Source organism: Bacillus sp. ISL-39 (assembly GCF_018613295.1).
Taxonomy (GTDB): Bacteria; Bacillota; Bacilli; order Bacillales; family Cytobacillaceae; genus Mesobacillus.
Genome location: NZ_JAGGQM010000003.1, coordinates 1 through 21,508, shown reverse-complemented (window position 1 = coordinate 21,508; position 21,508 = coordinate 1). Strand labels below are relative to the sequence as shown.

At 42.8% G+C, this 21,508-nt stretch carries 21 protein-coding genes, 1 rRNA gene and 1 pseudogene; 1 reads left to right on the top strand and 22 read right to left on the bottom strand.

The features are described from left to right. Positions 1-526 precede the first annotated feature (526 nt). The 11 genes from J7E37_RS05720 to metG form a co-directional block, all read right to left on the bottom strand. Positions 527-901, bottom strand: coding sequence for a RidA family protein (locus J7E37_RS05720; protein ID WP_214782125.1), 375 nt, complete (start codon positions 899-901; stop codon positions 527-529). 32 nt (positions 902-933) lie between these two features. Then, on the bottom strand, positions 934-1,758 hold the full coding sequence (purR, locus tag J7E37_RS05715; RefSeq protein WP_214782122.1) for a pur operon repressor: 825 nt from the start codon (positions 1,756-1,758) through the stop codon (positions 934-936). 55 nt (positions 1,759-1,813) lie between these two features. Next, on the bottom strand, positions 1,814-2,683 hold the full coding sequence (ispE, locus tag J7E37_RS05710; RefSeq protein WP_483297200.1) for a 4-(cytidine 5'-diphospho)-2-C-methyl-D-erythritol kinase: 870 nt from the start codon (positions 2,681-2,683) through the stop codon (positions 1,814-1,816). Positions 2,684-3,067: 384 nt separating this feature from the next. Further along, complete coding sequence (locus tag J7E37_RS05705) at positions 3,068-3,247, bottom strand: small, acid-soluble spore protein, alpha/beta type (protein WP_041967995.1); 180 nt, start codon at positions 3,245-3,247, stop codon at positions 3,068-3,070. 387 nt (positions 3,248-3,634) lie between these two features. Beyond that, complete coding sequence (gene veg / locus J7E37_RS05700; protein ID WP_023613322.1) at positions 3,635-3,898, bottom strand: biofilm formation stimulator Veg; 264 nt, start codon at positions 3,896-3,898, stop codon at positions 3,635-3,637. A 196-nt stretch (positions 3,899-4,094) separates the two neighbouring features. After that, on the bottom strand, positions 4,095-4,973 hold the full coding sequence (yabG, locus tag J7E37_RS05695) for a sporulation peptidase YabG (RefSeq protein WP_214782212.1): 879 nt from the start codon (positions 4,971-4,973) through the stop codon (positions 4,095-4,097). 235 nt (positions 4,974-5,208) lie between these two features. After that, positions 5,209-6,087 carry a 16S rRNA (adenine(1518)-N(6)/adenine(1519)-N(6))-dimethyltransferase RsmA gene (gene rsmA / locus J7E37_RS05690; RefSeq protein WP_215022932.1) on the bottom strand — a complete coding sequence of 293 codons (879 nt, stop codon included), beginning with the start codon at positions 6,085-6,087 and terminating at the stop codon, positions 5,209-5,211. Beyond that, positions 6,080-6,640, bottom strand: coding sequence for a ribonuclease M5 (gene rnmV, locus J7E37_RS05685; protein ID WP_214782113.1), 561 nt, complete (start codon positions 6,638-6,640; stop codon positions 6,080-6,082). The genes rsmA and rnmV overlap by 8 nt, the downstream gene beginning before the upstream one ends. 411 nt (positions 6,641-7,051) lie before the next feature. Next, complete coding sequence (locus tag J7E37_RS05680; RefSeq protein ID WP_214782209.1) at positions 7,052-8,236, bottom strand: resuscitation-promoting factor; 1,185 nt, start codon at positions 8,234-8,236, stop codon at positions 7,052-7,054. 238 nt (positions 8,237-8,474) lie between these two features. Next, complete coding sequence (locus tag J7E37_RS05675) at positions 8,475-9,242, bottom strand: TatD family hydrolase (protein ID WP_214782111.1); 768 nt, start codon at positions 9,240-9,242, stop codon at positions 8,475-8,477. A 348-nt stretch (positions 9,243-9,590) separates the two neighbouring features. Then, positions 9,591-11,546: a methionine--tRNA ligase gene (gene metG, locus J7E37_RS05670; protein ID WP_214782109.1), complete on the bottom strand. Its 1,956-nt coding sequence runs from the start codon at positions 11,544-11,546 to the stop codon at positions 9,591-9,593. A gap of 699 nt (positions 11,547-12,245) precedes the next feature. Here metG and J7E37_RS05665 point away from each other — a divergent pair. Next, positions 12,246-12,533 carry a transition state genes transcriptional regulator AbrB gene (locus J7E37_RS05665; RefSeq protein WP_102264789.1) on the top strand — a complete coding sequence of 96 codons (288 nt, stop codon included), beginning with the start codon at positions 12,246-12,248 and terminating at the stop codon, positions 12,531-12,533. Positions 12,534-12,592: 59 nt separating this feature from the next. Here the strand turns inward: J7E37_RS05665 and rsmI are convergent, their stop codons facing one another. The 11 genes and pseudogenes from rsmI to rrf all read right to left on the bottom strand — a co-directional run bounded on the left by rsmI (position 12,593) and on the right by rrf (position 21,479). Beyond that, positions 12,593-13,474, bottom strand: a complete 882-nt coding sequence (rsmI, locus tag J7E37_RS05660) for a 16S rRNA (cytidine(1402)-2'-O)-methyltransferase (protein ID WP_214782107.1) — start codon at positions 13,472-13,474, stop codon at positions 12,593-12,595. A gap of 23 nt (positions 13,475-13,497) precedes the next feature. After that, on the bottom strand, positions 13,498-14,241 hold the full coding sequence (locus J7E37_RS05655) for a tRNA1(Val) (adenine(37)-N6)-methyltransferase (protein WP_214782105.1): 744 nt from the start codon (positions 14,239-14,241) through the stop codon (positions 13,498-13,500). Positions 14,242-14,468: 227 nt separating this feature from the next. Then, complete coding sequence (gene yabA, locus J7E37_RS05650; protein WP_102264786.1) at positions 14,469-14,840, bottom strand: DNA replication initiation control protein YabA; 372 nt, start codon at positions 14,838-14,840, stop codon at positions 14,469-14,471. A 13-nt stretch (positions 14,841-14,853) separates the two neighbouring features. Continuing rightward, positions 14,854-15,684 carry a PSP1 domain-containing protein gene (locus J7E37_RS05645; RefSeq protein WP_214782103.1) on the bottom strand — a complete coding sequence of 277 codons (831 nt, stop codon included), beginning with the start codon at positions 15,682-15,684 and terminating at the stop codon, positions 14,854-14,856. Beyond that, a complete protein-coding gene (holB, locus tag J7E37_RS05640; protein ID WP_215022930.1) occupies positions 15,677-16,684 on the bottom strand; it encodes a DNA polymerase III subunit delta' in 1,008 nt (335 codons plus the stop codon). Before holB ends, J7E37_RS05645 begins: the two co-directional genes overlap by 8 nt. A 13-nt stretch (positions 16,685-16,697) precedes the next feature. After that, positions 16,698-17,125: pseudogene (locus J7E37_RS05635) on the bottom strand (YaaR family protein). Between the two features lie 27 nt (positions 17,126-17,152). Then, positions 17,153-17,482 carry a cyclic-di-AMP receptor gene (locus J7E37_RS05630; RefSeq protein WP_079504170.1) on the bottom strand — a complete coding sequence of 110 codons (330 nt, stop codon included), beginning with the start codon at positions 17,480-17,482 and terminating at the stop codon, positions 17,153-17,155. Positions 17,483-17,693: 211 nt separating this feature from the next. After that, positions 17,694-18,344 (bottom strand): dTMP kinase, encoded by a 651-nt coding sequence (gene tmk, locus J7E37_RS05625; protein ID WP_214782096.1) that lies wholly within the window; start codon positions 18,342-18,344, stop codon positions 17,694-17,696. Positions 18,345-18,346: 2 nt separating this feature from the next. After that, a complete protein-coding gene (locus J7E37_RS05620; protein WP_214782206.1) occupies positions 18,347-19,768 on the bottom strand; it encodes an aminotransferase class I/II-fold pyridoxal phosphate-dependent enzyme in 1,422 nt (473 codons plus the stop codon). A gap of 83 nt (positions 19,769-19,851) precedes the next feature. Beyond that, positions 19,852-20,055, bottom strand: coding sequence for a sigma factor G inhibitor Gin (locus J7E37_RS05615; protein WP_214782092.1), 204 nt, complete (start codon positions 20,053-20,055; stop codon positions 19,852-19,854). A gap of 1,308 nt (positions 20,056-21,363) precedes the next feature. After that, positions 21,364-21,479: ribosomal RNA gene (gene rrf, locus J7E37_RS05610) — 5S ribosomal RNA — on the bottom strand. Between the last annotated feature and the right edge of the window lie 29 nt (positions 21,480-21,508).

Below are 21,508 nucleotides of genomic sequence, written 5' to 3'. Positions count from 1 at the left end.
TCACCACCTTTACAAATAGATAAAATTCTAGTTAAATAATTCCACATTGAAATCAAATCTCCTTCTTTTACAAGAAAATTTTTTTGAAAAAATAGGGCGAATTTGTGAACTTTTTCATGGAGAAAGCCTTTGCATGCTGATTTATCTTTTAAAAATAGGCTTTTGGAGCTATTGACGATGCGGAAAAATTCTAATAAACCTTCTGAATTGACTCCTTTATTATTCATTTATCCCAAAAAATTTTTGGATTAAAAATATTCATTCAAGCAAAAGTTGAAAGCTGCTATCAGGTATCCGGTTTTGTATATAAGCCATATGTGTGGTTTCTAAATATAAGGGTACCTATAACGGGAGCTGTGCCTTTCTTGTGACCGTCAAATTGGTTTTTCCTTTCCCAGGCACATGTTTGCCCTTTTTGTGACCGTCAAATTGTTTTTTCTCTTTTCACGGGCACATGTTAATTCCTCTTGTGATGTATTCAGCTCCCATTCCACGCTTCACTCTTTCAATAATAAAAAAACGCCCGTTATTTAACGAGCGCTACTACTTCGATTTCCACCAGTGCATCCTTGGGAAGTCTTGCCACTTCTACTGTTGAGCGTGCTGGCTTATGCACATTGAAATACTCTGCATATACTTCATTCAATTGAGCGAATTCATCCATATTTTTGATGAAGACAGTTGCTTTTACGACTGTTTCAAGTGAAGCACCTGCAGCCTCAAGAACTGCTTTCAGGTTACTGAATACCTGATGCGTCTGGGCCTGGATGTCTCCTTCAACCATTACACCCTCAGGAGTCAAGGGAATTTGGCCTGAGCTGTAGAAGAGATTGTTCACAACCACACCTTGCGAATATGGACCAATTGCGGCAGGCGCATTTGAAGTCTGTACAATATTCATTCATTGTCACCCCATTCTTTTTATATGAACAACTATTCTCTGCGAGCGAAGTAATTTCCTTCACTCACGGTAATTTTACGTTCTTTTACGTCTACACCTGAAAGGCGTACGAGTGAGAGATACTCATCGACAAGTCTTTCTTCTATATTCTCCGACTCAACCAGTACCGCTATTCCCGCTAACTCCGCATTGAACTCTTCAAGCAAATTAATCATGCCATTAACGGTGCCGCCCGCTTTCATGAAGTCATCGACAATCAGAACCTTCGAGCCCTCTGCAAGGCTGCGCTTTGATAGCACCATCGTCTGGATCCTTTTTGAAGAACCTGAAACGTAGTTGATGCTTACTGTCGATCCTTCAGTCACTTTACTATCCCTTCTGACAATCACGACCGGGACATTCAAGTGGCTTGCGACTGCGTAAGCGATCGGAATCCCCTTTGTCGCCACAGTCATGACAACCTCAATATCCTTATCGGCAAAAGCAGATGCGAGCAGCCTTCCGACTTCCTGCACAATTGCTGGATTTCCAAGAATATCATTCATGTAAAGGTAACCGCCTGGCAGCAATCGATCGGGACTTGCCATTATGTTACAAAGTTCATCGATTACCTTTCGGGCTTTTTCCTCACTGACATGGACATGGAACTTGACTCCGCCGGCAGCGCCTGGCACAGTCTGGAGGACACCGATTCCCCGCTGTTCAAATGTTTCTTTGATGATTCCGAGATCTTCACTGATCGAGGACTTTGCTGAACCATACTTTTCGGCAAAATAGGTTAACGGTACCAATTGGCGCGGATGTTCCAGTAAATAAGTCGTCATATCGATCAAACGCTCGCTGCGTCGAAATTTCATTCAAGAACCTCCAAAATCCGAATATTTAAGGTTAATATACCACCATTATACGGATTTAATCAAGGGTATGACGCTCTCCAAGCATTCTTACTGCAAATACCTGGTCACAAAACCCTCGCAGACCGTTATAAATACGATGCATTCGCGAATCATGTGCCACAAGGCTGAATACTGTCGGGCCGCTTCCGCTCATCAAAACAGCATCAGCACCGAACCGCTTCATTTGATCTTTAATCTGTGCTACCTCGGGATAAAGCGAAAGCGTCACATCTTCCAAAACATTTCCGACACTATTGCAGACTCCATGGAAATCTCCATTTTCAATAGCGGTGATCATTTGATTCGTAGGCGGATGCTGAATTTTCTCTACATTAAGGCGGCGATATACCTCCGCAGTCGATACACCGATAAACGGTTTCGCCAATACAATCCAGCACGTCGGCGGTGCCGGCAGTTCCTCGATAATTTCCCCTCTGCCTGTCGCAAGCGCTGTTCCTCCGTACACACAGAAAGAAACATCTGAGCCAATTTCCGCACCCAGCACTGCCAGCTCGTCCAAAGACAGACCAAGCTTCCATAGTTTATTCAAGCCTCTTAATGTCGCCGCTGCATCACTGCTGCCGCCAGCAAGCCCAGCTGCCACCGGAATGGTCTTCTCAATGCCAATGAGAACACCTTGCTTCACCTGGAACCTCTCCTTCAACAGATGCGCTGCCTGGTAAGCAAGATTCCGCTGATCATCCGGCACAAACCGATTATGGGAATGGATCACGATCCTCTCTTCTTCTAGTAAACTAAGTTCGATGCGATCAGCCAAATCAATCGTCGTCATGACCATTTCCACCTCATGGTAACCGTCCGGACGTTTGTGCAAAACATCCAGTGACAAATTGATTTTTGCCGGCGCCTTCACTAAAACCTTCACAACTTCCACCTACTTTAAACGAATTCCACATTTTGTCCTATTTTACCACAAAAAGAAAAGAAAAGCGCAAGCGCCTTGATCAGCCCCGACAAGCGACTCGAGGGCTTGGCACTGGAGTTGGACGATCGTCACTATCAATCCATTCCTTCGTGTAAATTAAGTAAGACTCCCCTGCAAGAAACATTCCTTTATTTTATCATTTGCATTATGGCGAATACAGTAAATTCACAAAGAATTAGAATGGCAGGAGGATACATGGAAGCTGCACACCTTTTTATCCATAAATAAAGCCGGAGCATAAGCCCCGGCGCCGCGATGGATCTGAATTTTATTGGCAACTGTGAAAACAGCTGTTTGGCAGTCTCTAAAGAATCTTCATCTGGGTCAGCGGTTTTGGTTCGCAAGCTGCTGTTCGGCCAGCTCAATCGCTCGCTTCACCATATTACCTGCATCCTTGGCCTTTATGCCGCCCCATCCTTCATTCTGGACGACATCATAGAAGCCAAGTTCTTTCGCAAGCTCTTCCTTCAACCTTTCAGACATAATCCCTCTTCTTCTGCCCATTACTACCATCTCCTTTCACCACCGCGGTGTCCTTAGTATTTTTGAAAAAAGAGATTTTCATGTGCACCTTATTTATCCTGTCTTTTTTTAAGCCTGTTTTCGTAAAGATTGTTGTTAAAACCCTAAAGCCGATTTTAACATGACGTAATATAAGGCCATTTTGCTGGTCGGTATTAAGTTTTGCATGCTCTTTTCTCACAAAAGAGGCAAGTGTGCGAAAAAAAACAGGTCATTCAATCCTATTTTGCAGTCAATAGCAACAAAGTTTGAGAAAAGGGCCTTGCAATCAATAGCAACAAAGTTTGAGAAAAGAGCCTTTTTTAAAAAAGGCAAAATAAAAAGCAGCTAACCCGAAAGTTGACTGCCTGTACTGCATTGAGCCAAAAATCAGCTCAATGCTATTGATCCTGTTGTATCTTCAAAGAAGGTAATTTCCACTGTTTCAGTTAGAACATCTGCGTAGCTGTACGAAACACGTTCAAAAGCATTTTCATCCTGGTCAAGCTCGATGACGAAAACAGAAGGATAAGTTTCCGCTAACACGCCAGAACGTTCAATCGTCTTTCTCCGTCCTCCGTTGGCCTTTAGCATGAGTCTTTTTCCTAAGTTTGAATCAAGCGCTTTTTTGATATCCGATAATGTTTTTGGCATTCGGTCCACCTCACTGTGTAAAGTATAACACGCTGACACTATTTAGTCAAACAAAAACATAAATTATAACAGTACTTAAATTTAAAAGTCAATATATTTCGGACTTCTTTTTCTTCTAAATTTCAACAATTTTAGCGTAGCCTTTAATGCGATAAAATATGTACCAAAATAATAAAAAACGCCGGACGTGTTTTCTTCAGTCCGACGATTTTTTTTTATATGGCATTCCTGTCCTTAATACCCCCTTTGTTTCGATGCCGCCCAGACCCTTATCACCAGTCAAGGTATTGCGAAGTACATCCCACACATTAATGCGCTCCATGAACGGTGTGAAGCTGATTTTAGCGACGATATAAACCGGATCAAGCGCATGGATATTAACTCTTGAAGGGGAACTTGCAAAATTGGCACCAGCATGTATCAACGACTCAAAATGAGACTGGCAAGCGCCAGCGAATATGACCAGCTGGTCCAAATGAGGAACTTTCTTTCGAGCCTCTCTTACTGTCCGAACAAAATGCTTGGAGTGTCGATAAGCGTTGATATCATCCATAGATCCTTTAGACTTTGAATAGGCATCATGCCCGGTGATGACCAGAATATCAGGTCTATAATAATCAATCAGCATTCCGACTTTGTCCGGCATTTCTTTTTCATTGCAATGGAATCCATACACCGGGACCCCTACTTTCTCATAAAGAGTCAGGCACTTTTTTAAATAATTCGGATCTCCATCAACGTGGAGCACCTTCCCAGGCATCTGAAAGTAGTTGTAAGACTTGCTGTAGCCCTCGGTTGCCTCATACTCCTGCTTTTGCTGTAATAGATCAACATCCTGCCTGAATAGCTTATATGACTGTTCTTCAAGTGAACGGAATTCCTTTGTCAGCCTCATGCGCATACTCGGATCGATTTTAATTAGATCTTCATAGGGCGCATCCGCAATTAACCGGAAATCCTCACCATATAATATCGCGATTTTTTTGCCATGTTTCTCTCTGATATCGATAACCCGGAACATAATATCGCATTGATGCGAAACCCTGCCGACGATATCCATGAGGTTAATATTCATCATCCTCACTCCAATTGCCCCGCACACAGGCTGCGCTAAGTGGTATTCTTTCATAAAATATGCAAATACCTATAGACATGTGCTTTCTGGACGGAGTGGATCATTCGGGAAGGATATTCCTGAGTTCGGCTAATATATTCCTGAATCGCAGAGCTTTTTTCCTAAAAAAATAGATTATATTCCTCAATTTCGGGTTTTATTCCGAACATCAAAAAAAGCCCGAAATCTCCGGACTTTAGTGAAAATATGGATACAGCGCATTGCTCAATTGTGCGAATTCTTCTATCGACAGAGTTTCTCCCCTGCGTGACTCTTGCACTCCTGCCTGCTGGAGCGCTGCTTGTATACTTTCTTTCTTCTCCTTGCCATTCGGCAGCTGGCTGGTCAAGTTATTCAGGATGGTTTTACGGCGCTGGGCAAAACTTGATCTGGTAACATGGAAAAAGAACTTTTCGTCCTTCACCTTCACAGGCGGTTCATCATGTAATGTTAATCTTATGACCGCTGAGTCTACGTTAGGCTGTGGCATAAAGACCGTTTTCGGAACAATCATCACTGTTTCAGCCTTCGTATAATACTGGACGGCAATGGAAAGTGAACCATATTCCTTCGTTCCAGGCTTGGCCGAAATCCTGTCGCCCACTTCCTTTTGAAGCATACAGACGATGCCCCTGATCGGCAGCCTTTCCTCAAGCAGCTTCATCAGGATAGGTGTTGTCACGTAATATGGCAGGTTGGCCACGACCATAACGTCGCTTTGTTCCTCAAATTCCTCTTGCATCACTGCTCGGACATCTGCTTTAAGTACATCACTATGAATGACTTTTACGTTTGGATAAGGAGATAGTGTATCCTCCAAAATCGGCAGCAAACGCTGGTCGATTTCAAAAGCAACCACCTTTTCAGCTCTTTTCGCCAGCTGTTCTGTCAATGCGCCGATTCCAGGACCGATTTCGATTGTGCCGCTATGGTCGGTTAATTCCGCATGATCGACGATGCGGTTCAGGATATTCGTATCGATCAAAAAGTTCTGTCCCAGGCTCTTTTTAAATGAAAAGCCGTATTTATCAAGTATTTCCTTCGTTCTCATCGGGGTGGCGATATCTTTATGCATTTTGTTCCTCCTTAAGGATTTCTGCCAGCGCATCGGCGAAATCCTGTCTTTTTACCTGAAACATCATCAGGCGCTTGTGCAGCTGCTTGCCATTTGTATATCCGATCTTCAGAAGCCTGCCGAGCTTTTCACGCCTCTCCCTGGAACCAGGACCGCCAATCAGACCCGCAACAATCAAGTCCTCCTGGGTAATCTCTTCGACTGCCTCTGCATCCATTACCTGAGCATCCTTCAGGGCTTCGCGGATCACCTCAGGAGAAGCATGTTCAACACCAAGTCCTCTCCCGGATTTTGGCTTAGCCAATTCCTTTGGGATAAATGCGTGCTTGCACCCTGCAACCTGCTCTGAAATGGTCTTGCGGATCTTTTCGCCCGGATAATCAGGATCGGTAAAAACAATCACACCCCGCTTTTCATGCGCATTCCGGATTCGTTCAATCGTTTCGGCATTGATCGCCGATCCATTCGTTTCGATTGTATCCGCGTCAACAGCACGCCTGATCGCCGTCGTATCATCCTTGCCCTCAACTACTATGATTTCTTTTATTTTCATGATTCCTCCGTACTCGAACTCATTCATCTTCAAATGGATATGATTTTTCTTTATAGTCTAGGCTCTGTTAAACACGGCTGTTGATTTTCGTTCCAGGCGCTTCGCTTTCCGCGGGAAGTCGGGGAGCCTCCTCGGCGCTTTATGCGCCTGCGGGGTCTCCCCATGACTTTCTCATCCCCCAGGAGTCTACGCGCCTTCCACTACAATCAACAGGATGTAATAATCAACATTTAGCATTAACAGAGCCAAAATTAAAAAAGAAATAAATTTTCTTTGAAATAAATGAAACATTTTTGAAATATAATCGTCTATATAGGTGTAAAGTTTTTAAGCGATTACGCTTTTCTTATTATACCTTAAACGTAAAATGAAAAAACAAAAATGCAGAGGAAGAATCCCCTGCATTCATAATTAATTCAGGATTTTGATTTTGACGGTTTTACGGCCCCAACGGTATGCATCTGCTTTTGACGCGAAAAAGACATCGATTTTATTGCCTTTGATAGCTGAGCCTTTATCGGCAGCTATTGCATAGCCATAGCCCTCTACATAAACTTTGGTACCTAAAGGAATAACTCTTGGATCTACTGCAATGACCTTGATGTTAGGGTTTGCCCTCAGGTTGATCCCTGTAGCCGTGTAGCCGGAGCAGCCGTTACAGTTTGCAGTGTACGCTGTGGAAGTAACATAAAACTCCTTGCCTGCCGGTTCACTTGAGCCGCGGGAAACTTGAGCTACGATGACCTTCGTTCCCATTGCCACGACTTTATCCTGTTTCTCTTTCAGTTTCTTTTCACTGACCAGTTTTCTTGATACTTCCTTGCCATTTTCAAGGATGACTTCATACTCCTTGGAAAGCAAGCCTTCCTGGCCTTCTGTTACGACTTTCTGTTTCCCTTTTTCCAGTTTGCTGTCATTTTTCGTAACGACTGCATAGCTAATTGGTTCTTCCACTACATCGGTGACTTTTTCAACTCGAATAACATTAATCACGGCATCTTTTGTGACTGTCTGCTTTAAAGCAGGCTCAACACGGTCCATTTCGTTCAGTGTGATTCCTTGCTGTGATAAAAAGTCAGCGACCGTAGTCGAAGTCGACCATACATCTCGCTCTTTTCCGCCAACTACAATCTTAAGCGGGAAAGCTCTCTGAATGGCAATCTTCAAATCTTGCTTTAACTTAGCGTCTGGGTTTAGGTTTAATTTGTCGTGTTCATTTATGACGATATTCTGTTCTTTCAGGAAGCCCTCAACCGTATCAGCTGCTGTCCAATACGTTTTCTTTTCCTGATCTTGAATTAGCTCTACCTGTTTTGCCGGCTTCCACACAATCGAAAGGTTGTTCTTCACCTCTGTGTTTGCCGCCAGTGATAAATAATCCTCTGAGCGTAGTGAGATTTTGAGATCATTAAATAGATCTTGGATAGTATTTGCATGTGTTTTAATGACTCTTTCTTCGCCATCCAGCGTCAATGCAACTGTCTTTTTGGTCCCTTCATACATGAAGAACCCAAGAGCAGCAGCAAAAACTAGGAAACTAGCAGAAAAAATCACCAGTTTCTTTTTACTCAAAGTCTTGGAAAACAGGTTTTTCATACTATTAATCACGATGAAAAACGCCTCCTCTTCTCGGAGTGATTATAAAGATATTGTTGCCGACTTGTCAACCCAGACACCCTTGCCCAAACGTAGTCCCTATTATGCAAGATGCTCCATAAAAAGAAAAGCAAGAGTTATCGACACGGTTATCCTATGTCGCCAGTGAGACATGTAGAACTTTTTAGAAACAGAAAAAGTTTGGACAACCTTGTTGAAAAATCGACAACATTCTTTATCACTTTATGCCGAATAATTTTTTTGCATTTTTGGCTGTTTCGCCTGCAACTTCTTCGAGTGTTAACCCTTTCAGTTCTGCAATTTGTTCGGCCACCAATTTTACATACGCTGGTTCATTTCTTTTTCCGCGATATGGATGGGGCGTCAGGTAAGGGCAATCTGTTTCGACCAACAGTCGATCCATTGGAATCGATTCTGCCACTTCTTTCGGTTTCTTCGCGTTTTTGAATGTAACCGGTCCGCCAAGCGAAATATAGAAGTTCATATCGATACATTCTAGCGCGGTTTCCACACTGCCGCTATAGCAATGCATGATTCCGCCTACTTCCCCGGCGTTCTCTTCCTTTAAAATTTCAACTATGTCTGCTGTTGCATCACGATTATGTATGATAATAGGAAGATTCACTTCTTTTGCCAGCCTGATTTGTTTGCGGAAGACCTCTTTCTGGATGTCCTTTGGTGACTTGTCCCAATAATAATCAAGGCCCATTTCCCCGAGTGCGACTACTTTCGGATGGCTGGCCAGTTCTCTAAGCCAGTCCAGATGCTCTTGCGTCATATCAATCGCATCGACTGGATGCCAGCCTACACTTGCATAGATAAAATCATAGCCTTCAGCAAGTTCTATCGCTTTCTTGATCGTCGCCTCATCGAACCCGACAACAACCATGTTCGTCACACCCTCAGCAAGCGCCCGGTCAATAACCTCCTGGAGATCATCATTGAATTGTTCTGCATTTAAGTGTACATGTGTATCAAAAAGCATGTTAAAACTCCTTTGCAGCATTGCCCTGCAGTTTCATTCTAGTGATTCCTGACATTAAGTAGAATAGAATCACTGTGGTGTTCTTATTATTGTGATAAAGTTGTGTCGATATCATAACTTTTTTTCAATGTCCAGGTCAAATTTTTGAATTCGGTTTCATAAAAACCCGACAAGTGTCGGGAATGCTTGCGTTATTAAAAGCGCTTGTCAGGGCTGAGCAAGGGCGCTCGCGCTTTGCTTGCTATCTGACTCTCTTACTATCATAAATCACTCTTTTAAAAAAATTGCCTTTTTAACACAAAAAACCTGAAAATGTTACACATGAAACATTTTCAGGTCTAAATGGTTTTATTTTACTTTCGCACCTACTGACAGTGAGTCATCCACTGTTGCTAATGACATGACACCATCCTTTTCACCTGCAAGGATCATTCCCTCAGAAAGCTCCCCGCGAAGTTTGACCGGCTTCAGGTTTGTCACGCAGATTACCTTTTTACCGACAAGGTCTTCCGGTTTATAATATTTCGCTATGCCGGAAACAACCTGGCGCTTTTCATAACCAAGATCCAGTTGAAGCTTCAGCAGTTTATCCGCCTTTTTAACAGGCTCCGCATGAACCACCTTTGCTACCCGAAGCTCAACCTTCATGAAGTCATCAATGGTGATTTCATCCTGAGGTTCCGGTTTCTCTTCTTCAACAGGCGCCGCGGCAGGAGCAGAACCCTGCATTTTTTCCTTGATGAATTCCACTTCATCCTTCAATTCAAGGCGAGGGAAAATCGGTTCACCCTGAACGACCTTCGTTCCTGCTGGAATCTGGCCAAATTCCTCCAGGCTTTCCCAAGATTGAAGCGTTTCAGTGGCGACATTCAGCTGGGCGAAGATTTTATCCGGAGTCCTTGTCAGGAATGGCTTCAATAGTACAGCCACTCTTCTCAATGACTCAGCAAGGTGGACCATTACATCAGAAAGTTCAGCCTTCTTTTCTTCATCCTTCGCCAGTACCCAAGGCTGTGTTTCATCGATGAATTTATTGCAGCGGCTGATCAATTGCCATATGGAAGTAAGCGCCACGGAAAACTCCATTTTTTCCATAGCTTCTTCATACTTCTGGACTGTTACCTTATTCACTTCAAGCAGCTGTTTCTCAAATTCTCCTTCAGAGCCATTGTAGGAAGGAATCTCGCCGTCAAAATACTTATTGATCATCGCAACTGTTCTGTTCAACAGGTTTCCAAGGTCATTCGCAAGGTCAAAGTTGATCCTTTCGACAAAGCCTTCAGGCGTGAACACTCCATCAGAACCAAATGGAACTTCTCGAAGCAGATAGTAGCGAAGCGCATCAAGACCGTAGCGGTCAATCAGTGTCACTGGGTCGACTACATTCCCCTTGGATTTCGACATTTTTCCATCCTTCATCAAAAGCCAGCCATGGGCAAAAACCTTTTTAGGAAGCGGCAGGTCAAGCGCCATCAGCATGATTGGCCAGTAAATGGTATGGAAACGGACAATTTCCTTGCCGACCAGGTGGACATCTGCCGGCCAGTAATTCAAGTACTTGGAGTCATCATCTGTTCCATAGCCAAGAGCTGTGATATAGTTTGACAACGCATCAATCCACACATAAATGACATGCTTCGCGTCGCCAGGGACCTTCACACCCCAATCAAACGTTGTCCGTGAAACGGCCAAATCTTCAAGTCCGGGTTTAATGAAGTTATTAATCATTTCATTTTTACGGGATTCCGGCTGGATGAAGTCAGGATTCTCTTCATAATATTTCAGCAGCCTGTCTGCGTATTTGCTCATTTTGAAGAAATACGATTCTTCTTTTACCTTTTCGACAGAACGGCCGCAATCCGGGCAGTTTCCATCTTCAAGCTGTCTGTCTGTATAGAAGGATTCGCAAGGAGTGCAGTACCAGCCTTCGTATTGATCGAGGTAGATATCCCCTTGCTCCAGAAGCTGAGCGAAAATCTTTTCGACAATCTGCTTGTGACGATCCTGGGTCGTACGGATAAAATCATTGTAGGAAATATCCAGCTTGCCCCAGAGCTCCTGGATCCCTTCGACGATTTCATCGACATATTGCTGCGGAGTGATGCCTTTTGCCTCGGCATTGCGCTGGATTTTTTGACCGTGCTCATCCGTACCTGTCAAATACATGACATCATAGCCGCGCAGTCTTTTATAGCGCGCCATTGCATCGCCTGCTACTGTCGTATAAGCATGGCCAATATGTAAATTGCCGCTAGGATAATAAATCGGGGTTGTAAGATAAAAGGTTTTCAATTTCTCTTCCATGAAGATCCTCCTTAACTAAAACTGCTAGTTCATTCTAATAGTAGTTATTATACCAGTTTATGCACCGGGATTCCTAACACTTTAAAACCCAAAACTATGAGCCATTATCCAGGGTTAAGATATTCTTATTTTATCAAATGGTAAAAACAGAATTTCCTGAAAAAGTTCCGCTACGGACATTCTCTCTATAGAGCTTACGAACTTTGTCAGTAGAGATTCATTATGGGCTATGCCCCTAATATATTTTTATAAAAAAAGCCCCGCCTCAGTTCGTTGGCATGAGCTTTAGTGTCCTGAAAGGTTGATATTCTGCATAATAAAATCATAACCAAATCCACAAATAGAATATACCTGTTACTAAAATAATATACAATCCATCTAGGGTTTGTCGAAATTGTGACATTTTGTCGAATGATATTGTAGAATTTTGTCGAATTATGCGTCGAATACTATTACCTCAATAATATTTTTTCATTATCCTCAATTCGAGATAACCGCACCATTCCTTATTCCTTATTACCTTTCTCATCCATAACCCTTGATATGAAAAGGTTTTCGTTCTGTGTAAAAATTTACTAATAGAAGAAAAATAAAATAATTGACGGTTATTGGAATCCTTGGTATTATAAAACCAATAAGAGAAAAATGTCGAAAAATGACGAACTTAATAGATGGGGAAAATGAGAGGAGATTAAAAAAATGAAATCTACTGGAATTGTTCGTAAAGTTGATGAGCTTGGCCGTGTGGTAATTCCAATCGAACTTAGAAGGACTCTTGGCATCGCAGAAAAGGATGCTTTGGAGATTTATGTTGATGATGACCGCATCATCCTTAAGAAGTACAAGCCTAACATGACTTGCCACATCACTGGTGAAGTTTCTGACAATAACATCACATTGGCAGGCGGCAAGCTGATCCTTAGCCGTGAAGGTGCTGAACAGCTTCTTCAAGAAATCCAGGGAAGCTTCGAGCCTGTAAAAGCATAAATCTAATACTCAAGGCCGTGGATGAATCCACGGCCTTTTTTATATGTGCTGTTTCCGCACTATTCTTTAATATGATACGCCTGGTAAACCTCTCTCTTTTGCATACCTCTATCTTTTGCTGCTTGCTTGATTGCTTCCTTAGAGTTCATTTGTTCTTTGGCAATATAATGTTCAACATGTTCTTCAATGCTTAATCTTTCCCACCATTGGTTTTCTTCTTCGGAAATTGAATCAGGAGATGCCCCTTCGATGATCAATACAAATTCCCCGCGGACTTCTTCTTCCTCTGCCCATGCCAATGCTTCAGCAACTGTTCCCCTTAGGAACTCCTCGTATTTCTTCGTCAGTTCACGACAAAGGACCATTTTCCGATCGCCTAGTCCCTCAAGCATCAAGGACAGCGTTTCCTTCAAACGATGGGGGGATTCATAGAGAACGATGGTTGCCGTCTGCTTTGCCAGCAGCTCAAGTTCCTTTTTCTTATCCTTTTTGCCCCTTTGGAGAAACCCATAATAGTAGAATGGCTGAGGAAGAATGCCAGAGGCAATCAAAGCTGTCAAAGCCGCGTTCGCCCCTGGTAACGGTACGACAGTCAGTCCCTCGGCGATCGCCTCGACCACCAGCTCCGTGCCTGGATCAGAGATAGTTGGCATTCCCGCATCACTGACAAGTGCGACTTTTGCTCCCTCTTTGATCCTTTCAATCAATTTAAATCCGCTGCTTTCCTTATTATGTTCATGATAGCTGGTAACGGGCGTTTCAATCTCAAAATAATTACATAGCTTTTTCGTATTCCTCGTATCCTCCGCCGCAATCCAATCGGCTTCCTTCATGATCCTGATCGCCCTGAATGTCATGTCTTCAAGGTTCCCGATAGGAGTCGGTACGAGGTAAAGAATCCCTTTTTCATATTCCCGTTCAAAGCTTTTCTGCCGTTGCATGTAAATCACCCGTTTCTCTGTACTTATTTGCTTCCATATAACATTTCTTTGATCACCGGGGTATACTCATTATTTTCATCATATACCGTCAATGGCTCAAGAATTTTAAGGTCAGGACTTCCATCCTTGATTGCCTCTACCAAAAGCGTATTCGCTTCCTTCCCGGCCTTAGGATAAACAAACTGGATCCGCTTAGGCTCAAGCCGGTATTTCCTCATCATTTCGATGATATCGATCAATCTGCCAGGACGGTGGACAAAGGCAACCTTACCGCCCTGCTTCACAAGCTGGCTTGATGATTTAATCGCATCCTCGAGTGTGCAGAGGATCTCATGACGCGCAATCGCAAGGTGTTCATTCATATTTATTTCTTCCTTTGAAGGTGTAAGGAAATAAGGAGGATTGCATGTTACGACATCATACTTCTCGTAGCCGAGCTCTTTAGCCGCATCCTTGAGATCACCATGAATCATATGTAACCGATCGTCTAGATTATTATATTCAATACTGCGGACTGCCATATCGTACAACCGCTCCTGGATCTCCACCCCGGTAATTGTCCCCTTTGTCCTTGCGCTTAAAAACAATGGAATTACCCCATTGCCGCTGCACAGGTCGACAATCTTGCCTTTTTGGATTGGCACCCAGACAAACCTTGCAAGCAAAACAGCGTCCAATGAAAACGAAAATACATTCGGGCTCTGGATAATCCTTAAATCCTCTGCCAGCAAATAATCCAATCGTTCATCTTCCCGTAAATTAACCATTATAGATAGTTCCTCCATACATATATGTTCAATGGCTGTGAACCTGTGAACTGCTAATTAAAAATTGATTGTTGCTTTTCGAGTATATATAGGTATTAGCATTCTTAGGGGTTTTGGGCTCCTTTCGAAGATGCCAAATCGAACATGTGTTAAATAGTGTGTAAATGCTTATAACTTTACGAAAGAGCATTATAAAAATAGCCTTCCCAATTAAGGAAGGCTGCCAATTATTTTTTATTAAGAAAGGATAGGCAGAATAAGCAATCCTCTTTGCGGGGGCTTCCGAAATGCAGGTTGCAGATATGGAAGCCTTCCTGATACAGGCGGGCAAGGTTATCGTAGCCTTCACCGATGTCGACCACATTTTTATCACCCTGTGCCTGATTGCTGTTTCCCTTACCGCTCTTCTTAATGGTTGGATCTTTTTTACCAATGGTTTGATCCAGACGGCGTCTTATATGCTCATTTTCCAGCTTTAATGCATTGTTCTCTTCCAGAACCTCTGCCAAATGCTGTTTTAACTCACCAAGCTGACGGTATAAATCACCAATCTGCGATTCCATATTACTTACTGAGTCAAAGATATCTTTTTTATCCACCTGTTCCACCTCATTAATCTGTGGATGATTGCAACGATACAGCTCCTGCTTCCTGTATTTCCTCAAGTGTATATTCCAGCACGCGTTCCTGGCCAGGTATATCGACTTGCATGACTCGTTCCAGGATGTTCAACCCCACAACCTTTCCTGTACCATCAGGTGTAACAATCATTTCACCCAGATCAGGCAGCTGCTCTTTCGCTGTTTCATATTGGTCGTTCTCATATTTCAAACAGCACATGAGCCTGCCGCAAAGGCCGGAAATCTTTGTTGGGTTAAGCGAGAGGTTTTGATCCTTGGCCATCTTGATTGAAACTGGATCAAAGTCCCCCAGGAACGTGGAGCAGCAAAGCATTCTGCCGCATGGTCCTATCCCGCCAAGCATTTTCGCTTCATCCCTTACGCCAATCTGGCGCAGTTCAATCCTTGTCCGGAAAATCGAGGCCAAATCCTTGACCAGTTCCCGGAAATCGACGCGGCCGTCAGCCGTGAAGTAGAAAATGACTTTATTGCGGTCAAATGTATATTCAACATCAACCAGTTTCATATCCAGTTGATGCTCACTCACTTTTTCACTGCAAACATCGTACGCTTCCTTTGCAGCTGTTTTGTTCTCCTCGACAATAAGGCGATCCTTCTGATCTGCAATTCTGACTACCTTTTTCAGAGGCAGGACTACATCCTTTTCGCCGACCTGTTTACGGGGAGTTACGACTCTTCCGTACTCAACGCCCCTTACAGTTTCGACAATGACGAATTCGTCCTTTTGAATTGAGAGATCGCCGGGATCAAAATAATAAATCTTTCCCGCTTTCTTGAAGCGGACACCTACTACATCATACAAGTGTAGATCCCTCCTGCAATTTTAACACCAGCTCTTCCATGAGCAGCTGGGGATTCATATTGGCATGCAGCTTCCTCTTCGCCTCCAGAATGGCTGCCATTTGTTCGGTAAGACGCCGTCCGGATGTCTGTAATGCAAATTGTTCTAAACGTGAGCTTTCGTTTAGATATACAACCTGGTCTTTCTTGCCAAGCTGAATGTATAGTAAATCCTTAAAAATAAGAAGTAATAAATCCAAACCACGATCGATTTGTTCTTTCTCTTTGAAGTGCATAAACCAGTTCTCTTGAAGCGCGACCATAGCTTCAAGGGAATTCTTTTTCAGCACTTCATATAATTTTAACACTATTTTTTGTGCTTGTGCAAACCAATCATCATGACTTATCTCTAAAGCTTCTTCCAAATTATTGGTTAGCTGTGCCAACAGAGGTGCCAGTTGCGGTTGTATCCCATTGGCAATCAGTTGTTCTGCCATATTTTTAGGAGATAACGGCGTGAAATTGATCAACTGGCATCTCGATAAAATAGTCGGCAGCATTTGCTGGGCCTGCTCGGTGATCAACACGGCAACAGTTCCCGCATGCGGCTCCTCAAGGAATTTCAGCAAACTGTTTGCCGCATTTGTCGTCATCCGATCAGCATGGACAATGGTGTATAGCTTATTCTTTGACTCTACCCCTGTTTTTGAAAACTCCTCCTGCAGCTGCTGGATTTGCCCTTTCTTTATCGACAGGCCATCGGGCTCGACAAGATGGATATCCGGATGGTTGCCATGGTTGATCCTTTTGCAGTTCAAGCAGCTTTCACAAGGTTTATAGCCATCAACAGGCTCCCGGCAATTGATGCTCTTGGCAAGAAGAATACTAATCTCCTTTTTGCCGGTGCCCCTCATTCCTTCAAATAAATACGCATGGGCTATTCGATTTTTCAGGATGCTGTTTTTAATCATTTTCAAAACATTCGGCTGAAGTCTCTCCAGCTCGTCCCACGTCTTTGCCAATGCGATCACTCACTTACGTATATAAATTGATCAACAGACCTTTGATTTCCCCTACTTTGCCAAGGATATCTTTATTATCCATCAACTCTTCTGTCAACTCGACGAGCTTTTCATCAATAGTCTCTACAAGTTTCAATGACCTGCCTTCGCCATATTCATTCCAGCTATGCGAGTGCTTTAGCTCCATTTCAAAGCTGACCGCTTCTTTTACGAATTGCTTAACCGTGGCTTGAATTTGGCCAGGTCCTTGAACGTCCTAAACCGCGCAAGCCTTTCACCCGCAGACTCGACTTCCTTCATTAATTGCTGCATCTGTCCGAACTGCAATTTATGTTCTTGTTTTACCACCATTTCATTGAACCTGATTCCGCCTCCAGGCTGTTGTTTTTGATCCTGTCGGACTTTATCTATGTTAAGGCGCATATCCTGATTAATCTTCATCTCTTGCTAACCTCCGGGTATTTCCCGTTAAAATTGATGAAACTGCTCAACAGGCAATACGAATACAGTCGCTCCGCCAACCTCTACTTCCACAGGGTAAGGAACATATGAATCTGCATTCCCTCCCATTGGGGAAACAGGTGCTACCAGCTGATCACGCGACTTACAGTTATCCCTTATGACCTCCAATGCCTTATCTACCCTGATGTCTTCTGTACCTATGATAAAAGTGGTATTTCCGGACTTCAGGAATCCACCCGTACTGGCCATTTTTGTTGCGCGGAAATTATGGTCTACTAATGCATTGGATAGACGATTGCTATCCTGGTCCTGGACCACAGCTAATATTAACTTCATTCATTATCCCCCTAGACTTTTTTATAGACTTGCTACACACGGCGCAAGCTCAACGAAAAGATTTCACTCCGTAACTTTTGTATTATCATTATAACAGGATTCATGGGTCAAGACATGATTTAAACGTGAAATCCCATTGGCTTCCAGTTGATACCATTCGCTAAAATAAGCCTTTATTCGCCAATCTAAATAAAAACAAGCCTCAGGTTGATCAAGACTTGTTTGGAAAAAATGTATTTATGAGCGTTTTAATTTCAGCTTCTGCTTGTCCATATACTGTATCGAGTTCCTTAGAAGCATCCACTTTAACAATTCGTTTTGGGAACATCTCAGCCAGGATTAAATAGCCTTCTCTCACCTTTTGGTGGAAGTCGAGCTTTTCCAGGTCCAGTCGATTGACTTCACGGCCTTTGTTTTTATTGATTCTTTCCAGCCCAATCTCCGGTGCGACATCAAAGTATAGAGTCATCGCCGGCATCATATTTTCAATCGCAAATTCGTTGATGGAGTATACTTCATTAATACCTAAACCTCGAGCATGCCCTTGGTACGCAAGAGAACTATCAACAAAACGATCACATAGGACAATTTTTCCTTCTTCGAGAGCAGGCTTCACCTTCTCTGCAAGATGCTGCCTTCTCGCCGCGGCATATAGAAGTGCTTCTGTTCGCGGGTCCATTGCAGTATTTTCCGGATCCAGGATCACTTCCCTGATTTGTTCAGCAATATCGATGCCTCCAGGCTCACGAGTAGCCACCACGGCGTATCCTTCTTTTTCAAGGTTTTGAGCAAGCATCTGAAGGATTGTCGTCTTTCCAGAACCATCCGGACCTTCAATCGTAATAAATATTCCTTTTTCCACTTTTAAAGCCCCCAACTCTTAAACACTTTTATTTTACCAGCATGCAAAGATTCTCCGCCCTGGATTTTTGCTTGTTTTGCTTTTAAGAAAAAGATTGTTTCAATATCGGCTTCCGTCACAACTTCACCAGGGAGACAAAGTGGTATTCCTGGCGGATAAGGAATGATTTGTTCCGCACAGACCTTGCCTGCGGAATCCTGTAACAGGACGTATTCTGTCTGCTGATTCTCCATCTCTTTATAGCTGACTTCCAAAGTTGAAATACTTTTTTGGATGACTTTTGACTCAGGTTTATTTTTCTCATCCGGAATGGTGCTTACTACCTCAGCAATCTTTTCAGCAGCTTCCAGCAAGCGATGCTCCATGCCATGCTTCAGCAATGGAAGAACGAGCAGCACATTATAAGGGTCAGCCATTTCCGTATAAATCCCTTTCGATTCAAGCCTGGATTGCAGCTCGAAACCAGACCAGGATTGAATGGTCAGCTTTAATGGATCAGCCCCTGGCAAAACCCGAATGGATGCCAATTTCTCTAGTTTTTCTTTGAATTCCTGCAGTTCTGTTTTCAAATATGACAAGTCTTCCTGTTTATAAGTACCCAGGAAGCTCCGTGCCAAATCGAGGGATGCCATCAGCGGATAGGAAGGGCTGCTTGACTGTAGGGCCTGTAAATAGAACTTTAGCTTACTGAGTGATACCGAGTTCGACTGATAATGGAGAAAGGCTCCCATTGTCATCGCCGGCAATGTTTTATGAGCAGACTGTACGACAATATCGGCCCCAAGTTCAACGGCAGACTCCGGAAAATAATCCCCTGCGATAAAATGTACACCATGAGCCTCATCCACCAATACAGGAATGCTATGCTCATGAGCCAAATCTATAATGCTTTTGAGATCATAAGTCAGTCCGTAATAATTTGGGTAGGTTAAAATAAGTGCCTTTGCATCCGGATACTGGCTAATGGCTGATTTGACACCATCAATACTTAACCCGGCAGCCACTCCGAACTCTTCGTTGTACTCCGGGCTTATGAATACTGGTTTTGCTTTTGCGAGTCTTATAGCATTCATAATGGATTTATGGGAATTACGCTGGACAAGCACCAAATCATCTTCATTGATTGCCGCCATGATCATCGCAAGATTCCCGACAGTTGATCCATTTATTAAAAAAAAGCTTTTTTTTGTTTTATATAAATCGCTAAGTAAAACCTCAGCTTCGAAAATAACTCCCTCGGGCGAATGAAGGTCATCCAATCCTGTTATTTCGGTTGCATCCAATTTCAAAATCTGCTGAAAGAAGATTTGGCCCTCTACGGAAAAAAAAGACCCATATTTGTGCCCCGGTACATGAAGCGATAGAGGGTTTCCATTTGAATGGTTAACCAATTGAGAGTACAAGGGTGTTTTGGATTGATCCATAATCTCACCTATATCTATAAATTCACACCTATCTATTCTAACACTGTTTTTCAGCAAAAAAAATAAAAGCTCGAAATGAGCTTTTAACTGTAAATGCCAGGCTTTGTTACTTTCCTTAGCTTTTCTACATAATATTTATATTTAGGATCACTCGTATCTGTCTTGATCATGATGCTCTCACAGTCTGTGCATATAAAAGAAGTATACAGGTGTATGCCAGCACTTTTTTTCTGCTCGCAAATCACACACGTTTCCCCGATTTGATTCTTAGCTAAAAGCGAACCCAAATTCTCCACCTCCGTACACCTATTGTTGCCAGGAGCGTTTTTTTGTATACAATTTTTCGAATAATATTTTAGAAAGTTTAGTTGTTTTATATTTTATGATTGACATTCGGATTCCTTGTATGTCTTATAACAATTTAGGTTGGTTTATTATTTGAGAAGAAATGGTTGTTGATTTTTAGATGGTTTAGATCAGGGATTTAGGATTATATTACGATTGATGAAAGGTTTGTTTTGGTTGGGACAAATTTTCGGACTTTTCCTCCAAACCTGGCTGAAGTTGTATTAAGTTCAGACAACTTTGTGTGTTTTTCCTTCAAACCTGGCTGAAGTTGCATCAAGTTCAGACAACTTTTCGTGTTTTTCCTTCAAACCTGTCTGAAATTGGCTCAGGTTCTGACAACTTTTCGTTGTTTTCCCTTAAACCTGTCTGAAGTTAACTCAGGTTCAGACAACTTTGTGTGCTTTTCCACCAAACCTGTCTGAAGTTGCATCAAGTTCTGACAACTTTTCGTGTTTTTCCATCAAACCTGTCTGAAGTTGGCTCAAGTTCTGACAACTTTTCGTGTTTTTCCTTCAAACCTGTCTGAAGTTGCATCAAGTTCAGACAACTTTCCGTGTTTTTCCTTCAGACCTGTCTGAAGTTGCATCAAGTTCAGATAACTTTTCGTGTTTTTCCATCAAACCTGTCTGAAGTTGGCTCAAGTTCAGGCAACTTTTCGTTATCTTCCCTTAAACCTGTCTGAAGTTGGCTCAGGTTCTGACAACTTTTTGTGCTTTTCCTCCAAACCTGTCCGAAGTTGCATCAAGTTCGGACAACTTTTCGTGTTTTTCCTTCAGACCTGTCTGAAGTTGCATCAAGTTCTGACAACTTTTCGTGTTTTTCCATCAAACCTGTCTGAAGTTGGCTCAAGTTCTGACAACTTTTCGTGTTTTTCCTTCAAACCTGTCTGAAGTTGCATCAAGTTCAGACAACTTTCCGTGTTTTTCCTTCAGACCTGTCTGAAGTTGCATCAAGTTCAGATAACTTTTCGTTATTTTTCCTTAAACCTGTCTGAAGTTGCATCAAGTTCAGACAACTTTTCGTGTTTTTCCACCAAACCTGTCTGAAGTTGGCTCAAGTTCAGACAACTTTTCGTGTTTTTCCACCAAACCTGTCTGAAGTTGACTCAGGTTCAGACAACTTTTCGTTCATTACCTCCAAACTTGTCCGAAGTCAGGCCAAATATATTCAGTTACTGCCATATTTCACACATCATTTATAAATCAGCATACAAAAAAAGAACAGCCATTACAGCTGTTCTTTTGCGTGCCCGGCGGCGTCCTACTCTCACAGGGGGAAACCCCCAACTACCATCGGCGCTGAGAAGCTTAACTTCCGTGTTCGGTATGGGAACGGGTGTGACCTTCTCGCCATCGCCACCAGACTATTTGATTGAGGTTTTTGCACCCTCAA